The following is a 12331-nucleotide window of genomic DNA, read 5'->3' as shown; positions in this document are numbered from 1 at the left end:
TTGCTGCTGATGAAAAAGATATATTCGAGCAATTAAGAACTAATGTAAAATCAGGTGTAGGATATAAGTTTATACGTTTATTAAAAGAAACTGCAGCAGAGTTCATAAATAATGATACATGCAATATATTTGCTGCTGAAAATGATGTAGTAAGGTATATCATGAAAAGTGAATTTAATGCACTTTTAGAATTACAATATAAAAATAGATATAAGTTGATATGAAATTCTAAGAAATATCGAGTAAATAAGAGAATAATAAACTACAAGGAGAGAGTTAATGAAAATGAAAGAAAACTAAAATGTAAAGTAGATGTATGTATTGATAAAACTAAACAATTGATAAAGAAGTATAATGTTGATTTTACTGAATTTAGCATAAGATGATATATAGATAATTTGATATTGGAGGTGAATTTTTATGCCACAAATGAATAAGGGAGGTAAATATGTTTTTGGTTGGTCAGAAATAAAAGATGACTTGACTATTAGTGTACCTGAAATGGCTGTTAATGAATATAGGATTGCAGATGATTCAAAGATATTTTTAATTTCGGGAAGTAAGAAAACTGGTGGATTCTGTGTTACAGATAAAAAATTATTAATTAATTCAAAATTGAAACATATTTTAGAAGACAATGAAAAATTGCGAGAGTATAAATTAGAATCTGGCGAGTTTATTAAGTATAAGGGAAGATTGTATTGTTGGGTTCCGTTTGATAAAGGAATTATACAATTAAATAATAGAGTATTAGATGAATTATCATTAAAAATTGGAGATAAACTTTTATCAATTCGTAGTAGTGATATTGCATTCACATTAGGAGTAAAAGGACCATTGATAGAAAAAGCACATAACTATAATGGAAAAATAGAATTATATTAATTAGTATATATTATATAGTGTATGTATATAAAGGAAATATCGCCTTTCAAGAATTGAATTGGCGATATTTTCATCGTTTTTATATTCTAATATGAGCTTTATAGAAAGATTGTATATACAAAATAAAAAACATAAAGGAGATATGTTTTTTAATGATAGAAAAAGTAAGATATGATATATTTTGAAGAAGTAATGTTACAAGGCATAATACTTGGATATATAAGATTAGATTTTGATGAGATAGTAGAATATATTGATAAGTATGTTAAAAAAATTGATAATTGGTTTATGTGTGATAATTTTTGTAAGAGATTGAAGTATGTAAATAAACATAAGGAAAGGTGGTGGGATTACATACAAAAACAATTATTTTCATCCGATGAATTTGAAATAAGATTTGGAGTCGTTATAATTATCTATTATTATATTGAGAATAACTATATAGATAATGTATTAGAAGTTTTAAATAAAATAGATACAAGTAAATATTACGCTAGTACAGCTGTCGCTTGGGCACTTTCAATTTGCTATGTTAAATTTTCAAATGAAACATTGGAATATCTAAAAAGAAGCAATATAGATGATATAACATATAATAGAACAATACAAAAGATTGTTGAATCTTTTCAAGTAGAAGATGAAGAAAAACAAATTATTTCTAAAATGAAAAGGGAGTACGTGAATAAAACTATGTAAACATTTAATATAACATGAAATATAAATTTTCTTAGATAAAGAATTATAATAAACTCTCAAAGTTATATGGAAATATATTTATACTATTAGAAGTAGAATTACATCATATTACCATATAACATATTGTAGTTAATGAAGATATATATTTTTTATATTCCTTAATATTTTTAATGATTCAATTTAGAGTTTTTTTAACACACTCTTTTATTATTGAAAAGATATTCAAAGGTAATTGAGATAAATAATTATATACACTTATTATTTATATGCAGACTTCTTTCATTAAGTATATAAATTAACTTACTAAATGAGCTCATATTCATAAATTAAAGATAGATCTTATTTAATTGTTTTTAAATATAATTTTTCTTTAATAACCTTGTAAAAAGTAGTCTTTTTAAGCCCTGTTAGTTCCATAGCCTTAACAGCAGTAATCTCTCCCGTTTTCCATCTCCCTAAAACTTCATCAAAGTTTTCTGGTAGTTGTATTCTTGGTCTACCGTACCTATCCCATTCACCTCGTGCTTTCATTGCTTCAATTCCTTCCCTTTGTCTCTTTTCTTTCTTTTCTACTTCTGCTTGCACCATTGTTGCATAAAGTTCTATAAGCATATTATTTATAGTTTCCATAACCATTTTTGCCATAGAGTTATTTAGTTTAGATAAATCCTGTAATGTTGTTGGAAGTTCCAAGATCATAACTCTAATTTCTTTATCTTTAAAAAACTGTAGCTCTTTTAATGTATCTTTTTTATTTCTTCCTAGTCTATCTATCTCAGTTATGATTAAAGTATCACCTTTCCTTAAAATGTCATCTCTTAATACTGTGTATCTTGGTCTGTTAAAATTTTTACCAGTATTCTGATCTGTGTAAATTTTTTCTAAATCAATATTATGAGAATTACAAAAATCTGTTATTTCCTTAATTCCCCTGTCTAAATGTTGCTCTGTTGTACTTGTTCTGTGATATCCATAAGTTGCCATTATTAAAATACCTCATAATTTCATTTTTGATACTAATATTGTAGCAAATATGGACATAAATATAAAGACCTTTATGCGAACGTTCATAAAGTATATATGTATACAATAATGTACTAAAATTCGATATATTTTTAATAGTTCATAAAAGTATACATTTATAAACATAAAGTGTATATAGTGCTTCTTTTACAATTACTTCCTAAATAATAAATGGAATCTGTTCAGTATAAAAAAGTTTAATAAATTTGAATTTCTAATTAAATAAATGTTAATATAATTAAAATTGTACAACTATATTTTTATATCAAAAACCTTTTTGAAAAAACATAATTTTTTGTTTTATAATTAATATATAATCTTCAAAAATAAATATTAATTATAATACTAGTATCGTGTTATCCTAGTAATCTTATGTCGAGTAAAATTTATATATACCTTAAGAATTTTCAAAAAATAATGTGTCTTAAAAAAAGATGTTATAATTTAAACTAATGACTAACAAGGAGGAAATTACATGTTTAAAAGAACACTTCATGAAAATTCAACTATTGATATAAGAAATATTCATGCGAATAGAGCTTATAATGTAGTAGAATTATTTGCTGGTGCTGGTGGATTAGCATTAGGATTAGAAAAAGCAGGATTTAATGAGGTTGGTTTGGTAGAAATAGATCAAAATGCTTGCAATACATTAAGAAGAAATAGACCTCATTGGAATGTTATAGAAGAAGACGTAGTAACTGTTGCAGAGAGAGGTATCCATACATATTTACCAGAAAATATAGAAGTAGATTTATTATCTGGTGGGTATCCATGTCAAGCATTTTCATATGCTGGTAAAAGATTAGGATTAGAAGATGTTAGAGGAACTATGTTCTACTATTATGCTAAGATATTAAGAGACTTAAAACCTAAAGTGTTCTTGGCCGAAAATGTAAAAGGTTTAGTTACACATGATAACGGTAGAACTTTGCAGTCTATGATAGATGTATTTACTGAAATAGGATATAAAGTTACATGGAATGTTTTACGAGCGATTGATTATGGAGTAGCTCAAAAAAGAGAACGAATAGTGATAATTGGAATAAGAAATGATATTGATATAGAATTTAAAGATCCTAGACCATTTGGGTATATACCTACATTAAGAGATGCATTAAACGATGTACCACCATCACCTGGATCTATATACCCTGAAAAGAAAAGAAGAGTATTAGAAATGGTACCACCTGGTGGTTGCTGGGTTGACTTACCAGATGAGATCGCTAAAGAATATATGGGAAGTAGTTATTTCTCTGGTGGAGGAAAAAGAGGAATGGCACGAAGAATTAGTTGGGATGAACCTTGCTTAACATTAACTTGTAGTCCAGCTCAAAAGCAAACTGAGAGATGTCACCCAGATGAAACAAGGCCTTTTACAACAAGAGAATATGCTAGAATACAAAGTTTTCCGGATGACTGGATCTTTGAAGGAACTATAACTAATGTTTATAAACAAATAGGAAACGCTGTTCCAGTAGAAATGGCTAAATCTATTGGATTAGCTATAGTTGATTTATTAAATAAAATAGATTAATTAATAAGCTATACATAAACATAATATGTATAGCTTGTACTTTATTTAGAAACCATTATATCTTGTAAGATTATCTTTAAAAATAGTATCTAATTCGCTAATGCCAAAAGATTGAGATCTTGATACTAATTCTTCATAAGCTTTATTAGTAGTAATAGAACTTGTTACTTCCTTATTCTCAATTTCTTTAATATATTTTATAATCTGTGGAGTTGCTATACGTATTGCATCGCATAATTCTTTAAATGCATTTACTCTTCCAGTAGCTACTTCATAAAATTTATCAATAGATATTCTTCTAACCCTAGGATGAGAATATTGTCTTCCACTACAAGTTGGTGTCCACAATATATCTTGGCTATGAGTAGCTACTACTTCTATTAAATAACAAATAGAATTTGGATATTCATTTGCATATCTTTGTAGCTTTTGAAATGTAGATTCAGTTGATGAAGAATTCATAGTATTATGTTTATTCTTTAATTCTCCAAAGATAGTATTATCCACTTTTCTCACATCATAACCTGCATATTGAGGAGCTTCAAATCCTTCTATGCCATTAAGTAGTTCCTGATGAAAATCACCTATATGATTATTAATACTTTTATCAGCTTTTCTCTTTGCTTCAATATCAATAAATTCTTCTAAATTGATCTCATTGAATTCCATATCGAAATATGCTTTTATAGGATCCAATTTATTTTTGTATAAATCAGTTAAATCTAAATCTCTTTTAGCTCTCATATAAGCTAAATATAGTCTATATATGCAACTATATAAGTGTTTATCAGACATAAATGTTAAAAGTGCCATAGTTACCCCCCTCATCTTACTTTTTATAGAATTACTACTAAATTATATCACAATATGAATGAAAATTGTATTTTTTACTAAATCTAAACAAAGTTTTACAATATGAAGTAATACTATATAACTATAAATTTGTTGAATATTATTCACATATAAAATTTCGCTGATGCTAAAGATGAAAATTAATATTACATATTGTCCTATATGCCAAACTCTTATTAATATAACTATTGTATTATCTAGAATCCTTTTAAAAATCATATATCTATTGTTGTATCTGTAAATTATGAGGACTATACTAAATGTATAACAACCGTAATACATTATATTGTAATACAAGTACATAGATATAAAGGGGAAATAACTATGGGTAGTGAATTAAAGTCATCGTCTTTTAGATTACAAGAAAATGATATAAAAAAATTGAATAATTTGCTAAATGTAAGAAATATAAAGATGTTACTGTAAAGGTAAAATCAGAAAATAATTCATTAGAAGAAAATAAATTAGCTGAAAGTAAGTATGATTCTATATAGAATTAATGGGAGAAGAACTAATGGAGATATTTGAACTTATAGGTGGTCTTAGGGAAATTCTAACTATTATAACACCGCTTACATTAGTAGTAGGAATTATAAATGCAATAAAAAAGACTGATAAGCAAGAAGTTATTTTATATACAATGATGGCTATCATCAGTGCATATTTAATAGTTTTTGCTATATTGTTTGGATAATATAAAGTTATTAATCTTACATGACTTAATTTGAAATCATCTTTTAAAAGTTACGTCACGTAAGATTTTATTTTAATAATGTAATCCATATAATTACTTTTGTATAAATTTATAGATTAAGCAGGTGATTAAATGAATTTAAAAAATATAAAACTTCCTTCTATTTTAGAAGAGTTTCTACATTACCTAACATCAGTACAAGGAAAAGCAGCTGGAACTGTTAATGGGTATTGTAGTGATTTAATTTTATTTTTAAGATATATGAAAAAAGGAAAGATATCATCGTTAAGTAATGTAGCTATGGAATATATTACTATAGCTGATATTGATAAGGAATTTATCAATAGTATTACTATTGATAATATCCATAATTTTATTAAATACCTAGATACTACAAAAGGTAATAAAAATACTACAAGATCCAGGAAGATAACATCAATAAGAGTATTTTATAAATATCTATTTAACATAGGAGCAATAGATACAAATATTACAGAAGATTTAAAAACACCTAAGAAAACTAAAACCATGCCTATATATTTAAGTGAATATGAAGCTAACAATTTACTTAACATTATTGATTATTCCCATACTGTAAATAGAGAAAGAGACTATTGTATTTATACATTACTTCTCAATCTAGGACTTAGAATATCAGAGCTTCTTAATATTAAGTTTAAAGATATTCATAATGATTCTATTAAGATACTTGGTAAAGGCAATAAAGAAAGAATAGTTTTTCTTAATGAAGTATCACAACAATCAATAGATCAGTATCTTAAAGTTAGAAATAAAAAATGGAGTAGTGACTTAGAAGATTACTTATTTATAAGCACCAGAGGTACAAAACTAAGTCCACGAACTGTTCAACTAAGTATTAAAAAATATTGTAGTATGGCCAATATAAATGAAGATTGTACTCCTCATAAACTACGTCATACTATGGCTACATTACTACTTAAAAACGGAACTGATGTAAGAACACTTCAAAGAATATTAGATCATGAAAGTCTAAATACTGTATCTATTTATACTCATGTTAATGATGAAGATGTTAGGAGGGCTATTGATGGGAATCCGCTGAATAGGAAGTAATAAAAGCATTGAAGTGAATTACCTCAATGCTTTTATATTTATCGTCTAATTCTTCAAAGAACATTATTCCTATTTTATGTAATATCTATTTCAATAAGCCCTAAATCTAATAAGGCTATAGAAAGTAGGCTTATTACATTATATTTACGCTTTTCTTTATAATTATTTTCTTCGTAATCATAAACTATTTTATTTGTCTTATAAAAATCATCTAAATCATACTCTGAAACTCCTAATTTATCAAAAGCTTTCAGCAGTTCATTCACCGAAGATATTAAAGACTCTTCATTTATCCTTTGGCTTGTATATTGAAAATTATGAAGATACCTTTTTAAATCGCTTCCATTTTGAAATTGCAAGTTCCATGCATCTTCTATAAAATTTGCTGTAATAAAGCTTTCAATAGCAGGATAACTTAATAACAATAATCCTTTGTCATATTCATCATCAAAACCATCTCGTGAATTTCTTAACTTATATATTAATTTTTCTATTAATTTTGCATCTTTATTAGAATCAAAATCTCTATCAAAGATATAATAAATTGCTGATTTATCTACTGGAAATTGATACTTATTTATTAGTTTAACAAATAAGTTATTTAAATATCCATCGGCATTCTTTATATCTTCGATATCTTTAATATTAGATTCCTTTGTATTGATTACAAATATAGACGAATTTACATCATCTAGACCTTCAACAATAAATAATACTCTTCCTATTCGTTTATTCTTTACTAAATTTATTTTATTTCTCATAGATTATATTGAGGTAGACCACCAAAGCAGCCACTATTGTACATCTTCTCTATATTTTGAGCTTCTCTAGGTTTATCGTTTGAAAATCTATTTAACTTACTACCATACATATCATTAAACTCAACAGCATATTCTTGATCTGGTCTAAATATACTATTTGATAATAAATTTGTTGAATGAGAAACTATAAAAATTTGAGAGTTTTTTGAATTAGTCATAAAAAACTTAATAAGAAGTTCTTCTAACTCATTATGAAATGCACTACTAAATTCATCTATAATAAGCATTCCACTATTCTTAACTATATGAAAGAATGAAGGTAACATATTTAATAAATTCTTATTTCCTAAAGATTCAAATACATACGGTATAGGTTCATCGATTCCTTTTCTCTTAAAGAATATAGTCTTATCTCCATCAGTATCTATAGAAATCATATTACCTGTACTTTTTTCTGTATATTCTATTCGTTGATTAAAATTATATTTATCAAAAAAATTATTTACTTCTGATTCACCATTTTTATCTAAATAATCTATTAATGAAAGGTTCTCATAAGTATTTGATCTAACCCTAACTGAAGCATCCATATAGATGGAGTTTATTAAAAAACCAAACCATTTTTTTAATATAGGATAATTTGAAAATTTAGTATTGAAATATATTGTTCTTAATATTAATGTCTTATTATCTAAATCTTCAAAAATTGAATTCTCTGTAATATTACTTTTTGCACTTTTTCCTATTCTATTTAATACTTCTTTATCATTAACATACAAAATTTCTATCAAGGATTTTTCCTTAGTATCATATTCTATACAATACCTTATTTTTTCCTCATCTATTATAAATTCATAGCTTAGCTTAATATTTGATTCCTGAGAAAAAAGGCATTTAAAGGCACCGATATTAATTAACTTTTCTCTAAATAATAAGTCTAGCAATAGCTTTAAAGACAAAATAATATTTGTTTTTCCTGTTGCATTGCCCCCTACAAATATGGCTCCTTTTAAAATACCATTTTCATTTACATTAGAATTATTTAAAATTTTATAATTTGTACTTTGTAAATCAATAATAGTTCTATTTTTAAAAGACTTAAAATTTTCTAATTCTATTTTTGTTAACATTACTTTAAATCCTCCTATTATTTTTCCTATAGTACTATTATATACAAATACAAAAATAAAATGCAATTTTTTTTCTTCTTTTTATATTGTAGTGTAATTTTTTTACGTTCCAATAATTTAATATATAAAATTATAAAGTTGTATATTTACAGTAAAAAGAGTATTATGATTATACAAAATATGGCATGACTAAAATAATCAGAAAGGAGGAGTATTTATGGTTAAACACTCTGGTGGAAAAGTAGGTAAAGCTGCCAAGGATCTAGCAAGCTCCAAAACTACTAAATCACAAAAAAGCAAAGCTGGACAAATACTTAAAAAGCATCAAGATGAAAAACATTAACAAAAAAGGCAAGTGGACTTCCACCTGCCTTTTCTCTATACAAACATCTGTTGTAATAATCCTTTTTTCCACTCTTTTAAAGTTTCTAGTTTTTCTTCTTCTTTTTCTAGTTTCTTATCTATGATAGATAAGAAGTTGGCTATTTTTTGTTGTTCTTGTATATTTGGTACTTGAACTACAATTTCTAGCATATCAGCTTTATTCAATTTAGCTCTACTTGTTCCATTAATGTATTTTCGTATATCTTTATGAACTAAAGTATAAAATACATATGTTGTATTAATTTTACAATGCAAAACATGTGTATGATTATTTACCCACGACTTTCCTTTTATTAATTGTGCTATAGGTCTTGTAGAATAATCATCAAAATTTCCTCCATCTTCAGCTAATAAAATCAATTCTTCGTTAAAAATAAAATCGTCTATATAATCCACTATACCATTTGCACCATAGTAAGGAATAGTTCCTTTTCTTTTATCTCTTTCTGACGAATTTAAAGGTTTTCTTTTATTATCTAAACAAACAGTTATATTTGATAACTTCTTCTCTTCCCACTCTGGAAACTCTTTTCCTTCATCATCCTTAAATCTTATCTCTCTAGAGAATATCTTCTGCATCATACCTTTTTTATATTCTTTAATTGCTTCTACTTTTTCACTTTGCTTTTCTATTTTTTTATCTACTAGAGATAAGAAAGAAGCTATTTTTTGTTGTTCTTGCTTTTCTGGAATATTATACTTAATACTCTCAATGGTAGATGCACTTAAACTAGGCACTCCAGACGCCTCAGAATATTTTTTCCAATTTATACACTGGAATTTATAAAATAGGAATTTGGCTATATTATCACTTTTAATTTCTGAATAAAATAACGTGTCTACAGTCCAAAATGGAGTATCCATATACATTGGTTTATTAATTGTACCTTTTCTTCCTATCAAAACAGATTCATTATTATATATAGCTGTATTGGTTTCACCAATCTTACCACCTGTACCTAGAATGGGATACTTTCCCTTTTCTACTTCTATTTGCTTCTGATCTTTACCATGTTTAATTTTAAGAGTTTCACTTATTTTCTTTTCTTCCCACTCCCCACTAAACTCCGGAAATCTTAACTTTGGTGTTTTACTCATATCTTATCCACCACCTTATATTCCTAGTTCTTTTAGATAGCTTTCAAGTTCTTTATCTATTGCTGCTATTTCTTCATCTAATGTAGCTATTTTATTTTTAACTTCATTTATATCGATAGGTTCTTCTTCTTCAAAAGTATCTACATATCTTGGTATATTTAAGTTATAGTCATTTTCTTTTATTTCTGATAATGGTGCTAAATATGAATACTTATCTACAGTTTTTCTTTCTATATAAGTATTAACTATTTTTTCAACATCACTATCTCTTAAAACATTTTGATTTTTACCTTTCTCAAAGTCATTAGAACCATCTATAAATAATATATCATTAGATTTTTCTCTACACTTCTTAAATACTAATATAACAGTAGGTATAGAAGTTCCAAAGAATATATTAGCTGGAAGTCCTATAACGGCATCAAGATAGTTTTTTTCTATTAAGTACTTTCTTATAGTTCCTTCTGCTGCTCCCCTAAATAGTACACCATGTGGTAACACTACTGCCATAGTTCCTTTTTCATCTAATTGATATATCATATGTTGTATAAATGCATAATCTGCCTTTGACTTTGGTGCTAATTTTCCGTAAGCTGAGAATCTTGGATCGTCCATAAACTTTGGATCTGCTGACCAATTTGCTGAATACGGAGGATTTGCTACTATTGCATCAAATGTCATATCCATATGTTGTGGTTCTTCTAATGTATTTGCATTTCTTATATCAAAGTTTTGGTATGATACATCATGAAGCAACATATTCATACGAGCTAAATTATAAGTAGTTGATGTTAATTCTTGACCATAAAACTTTCTAACATTAGATTCCTTAGCTACACGAAGTAATAATGAACCGGAACCACAAGTAGGGTCATATACATTTCTTAAATCTTTTCTTCCTACAGTAACAAGCTTTGCAAGGATTTTTGATACTTGTTGTGGTGTATAGAATTCTCCTGCTTTTTTACCAGCATTAGCAGCAAATTGTGATATAAGATATTCATAAGCATCACCAAGAACATCTATTTCACTATCATCATGAGCAAATGGTATATCAGCAATTTTACTCATAACCTTTGCTATAAGCTTTGAACGACTCTTTACATCTCTACCAAGCTTTGTTGATGTTAAATCCATATCATCAAATAAATGATCAAAATCATCTTGTGATTGTTGTCCTATAGTAGATTCTGTTATATCATTTATAGCTCCTTGTAACATTTCTATATCAAAATTACCATCTTCTATGGCTTTAAGCAATGTAGAGTATAATGATGATGGTTCTATAAAATACCCAATATCACTTATTAACTCCCCTTGAAGTGCTAACCTATATTCCTCATCTTCCCATGCTTCTTCATAAGAAAGATTATCTTCTTCCAATAACTTAGCTGCTTTAACTTCTACTTTTTCTGATAAATAACGGTAAAATATTAGACCTAATATATAATTTTTAAATTCATTAGCCTCCATATTCCCCCTAAGGTCATTAGCTATAGCCCATAGCTTTGTATGAAGACTTGATTGTTGCTCTTGTTGTTTTTCACTTACTGACATAATTTTATCTCACCTTTCTTTTAAGTAATGAATTTATAAGAGTTCTCTCTAAAATTTCTTTTTCATATAGCTTTTTCTCTTTTAATTTCCTTAAATAATATATCTTTCCTATTTTCTTTTGAATTTCAATAGGAGGTATCACTACTTCTAATTCTCTAAGCATTTGTACTGATAATGATTTAATACTTGATCCTTGTTTTGCAATTGTAAGTTGCTTTTTAATACTTTCTTCTTCATTAAAATACCAAGTAAAATAATAAGGATCTACCTTTTCTTTATCTAAATCTACAATAGCAAAATATGATGGAATTACCCTGCCTATATAATTTTCATCAATTACGAAAGCCTTATATGAAGTTATTCCTATTAAGACCATACCTTTATGAGATAACAATTCATTGTTATACTTATTGGGATTTATTTCTTCTACCGTTATCTCTTCTTCTATACTATAATCACCAGTTTCTCTATTTAAATCTTGTATTGTAAGTATAGGTACCTTTACATGTTCTTCCCCTGGTTTAGCTTTTACCCTTGAAAGTATAACTCCAACAGTTACTTCTCCAATATCTTCGATCTTCAAGTTGCTCCTCCTTTCTATAGTTATTTATACAAATAA

At 26.7% G+C, this 12331-nt stretch carries 14 protein-coding genes; 7 read left to right on the top strand and 7 right to left on the bottom strand.

The window, feature by feature from the left end; all coding sequences use genetic code 11:
- The 3 genes from KQI30_RS11665 to KQI30_RS11655 all read left to right on the top strand — a co-directional run.
- Nucleotides 1-224 (top strand): hypothetical protein (locus tag KQI30_RS11665; RefSeq protein ID WP_216463517.1); only part of this gene is annotated, 224 nt, incomplete at its 5' end.
- Nucleotides 225-420: 196 nt separating this feature from the next.
- On the top strand, nt 421-885 hold the full coding sequence (locus tag KQI30_RS11660) for a hypothetical protein (protein WP_216463515.1): 465 nt from the start codon (nt 421-423) through the stop codon (nt 883-885).
- A 171-nt stretch (nt 886-1056) separates the two neighbouring features.
- The gene (locus KQI30_RS11655; RefSeq protein WP_216463513.1) at nt 1057-1581 is read left to right on the top strand and encodes a DNA alkylation repair protein; all 525 of its coding nucleotides are present in this window, start codon (nt 1057-1059) and stop codon (nt 1579-1581) included.
- Between the two features lie 339 nt (nt 1582-1920).
- On the opposite strand, the gene KQI30_RS11650 is transcribed toward KQI30_RS11655, so the two are convergent.
- Nucleotides 1921-2565, bottom strand: coding sequence for a recombinase family protein (locus KQI30_RS11650; RefSeq protein WP_216463511.1), 645 nt, complete (start codon nt 2563-2565; stop codon nt 1921-1923).
- A 514-nt stretch (nt 2566-3079) separates the two neighbouring features.
- On the opposite strand from KQI30_RS11650, the gene KQI30_RS11645 reads away from it, so the two are divergent.
- The gene (locus tag KQI30_RS11645; protein ID WP_216463509.1) at nt 3080-4141 is read left to right on the top strand and encodes a DNA cytosine methyltransferase; all 1062 of its coding nucleotides are present in this window, start codon (nt 3080-3082) and stop codon (nt 4139-4141) included.
- Between the two features lie 45 nt (nt 4142-4186).
- Here KQI30_RS11645 and KQI30_RS11640 read toward each other — a convergent pair whose 3' ends face one another.
- Nucleotides 4187-4954 carry an Eco47II family restriction endonuclease gene (locus KQI30_RS11640; protein ID WP_216463508.1) on the bottom strand — a complete coding sequence of 256 codons (768 nt, stop codon included), beginning with the start codon at nt 4952-4954 and terminating at the stop codon, nt 4187-4189.
- Nucleotides 4955-5507: 553 nt separating this feature from the next.
- Between KQI30_RS11640 and KQI30_RS11635 the strand changes: the two genes are divergently transcribed.
- Entirely contained in the window at nt 5508-5687 is a 180-nt protein-coding gene (locus tag KQI30_RS11635) for a hypothetical protein (protein ID WP_216463507.1), read from the top strand.
- 132 nt (nt 5688-5819) lie between these two features.
- Nucleotides 5820-6782, top strand: a complete 963-nt coding sequence (locus KQI30_RS11630; RefSeq protein ID WP_216463505.1) for a tyrosine-type recombinase/integrase — start codon at nt 5820-5822, stop codon at nt 6780-6782.
- A 74-nt stretch (nt 6783-6856) separates the two neighbouring features.
- Here the strand turns inward: KQI30_RS11630 and KQI30_RS11625 are convergent, their stop codons facing one another.
- Together KQI30_RS11625 and KQI30_RS11620 are read right to left on the bottom strand one after the other, a co-directional pair.
- Entirely contained in the window at nt 6857-7543 is a 687-nt protein-coding gene (locus KQI30_RS11625; RefSeq protein ID WP_216463504.1) for a hypothetical protein, read from the bottom strand.
- Nucleotides 7540-8673 carry an AAA family ATPase gene (locus KQI30_RS11620; RefSeq protein ID WP_216463502.1) on the bottom strand — a complete coding sequence of 378 codons (1134 nt, stop codon included), beginning with the start codon at nt 8671-8673 and terminating at the stop codon, nt 7540-7542. The genes KQI30_RS11625 and KQI30_RS11620 overlap by 4 nt, the downstream gene beginning before the upstream one ends.
- Nucleotides 8674-8890: 217 nt before the next feature.
- Here KQI30_RS11620 and KQI30_RS17365 point away from each other — a divergent pair, with 217 nt between their 5' ends.
- Complete coding sequence (locus KQI30_RS17365; RefSeq protein ID WP_301281821.1) at nt 8891-9016, top strand: hypothetical protein; 126 nt, start codon at nt 8891-8893, stop codon at nt 9014-9016.
- Between the two features lie 35 nt (nt 9017-9051).
- Here KQI30_RS17365 and KQI30_RS11615 read toward each other — a convergent pair whose 3' ends face one another.
- Genes KQI30_RS11615 through KQI30_RS11605 form a run of 3 tightly spaced genes read right to left on the bottom strand, consistent with a single transcriptional unit; the run spans nt 9052 to nt 12295 of the window.
- On the bottom strand, nt 9052-10155 hold the full coding sequence (locus tag KQI30_RS11615) for a restriction endonuclease subunit S (RefSeq protein ID WP_216463501.1): 1104 nt from the start codon (nt 10153-10155) through the stop codon (nt 9052-9054).
- A gap of 15 nt (nt 10156-10170) precedes the next feature.
- On the bottom strand, nt 10171-11712 hold the full coding sequence (locus KQI30_RS11610) for a type I restriction-modification system subunit M (protein WP_216463500.1): 1542 nt from the start codon (nt 11710-11712) through the stop codon (nt 10171-10173).
- 4 nt (nt 11713-11716) lie between these two features.
- The gene (locus tag KQI30_RS11605; protein WP_216463499.1) at nt 11717-12295 is read right to left on the bottom strand and encodes a restriction endonuclease subunit S; all 579 of its coding nucleotides are present in this window, start codon (nt 12293-12295) and stop codon (nt 11717-11719) included.
- Nucleotides 12296-12331: the final 36 nt, after the last annotated feature.

It is taken from the genome of Clostridium bornimense (genome assembly GCF_018917145.1).
GTDB lineage: Bacteria > Bacillota > Clostridia > Clostridiales > Clostridiaceae > Clostridium_AN > Clostridium_AN bornimense_A.
The sequence above is the reverse complement of the archived record's forward strand: the minus strand, read 5'-3'. Positions and strand labels throughout refer to the sequence as shown.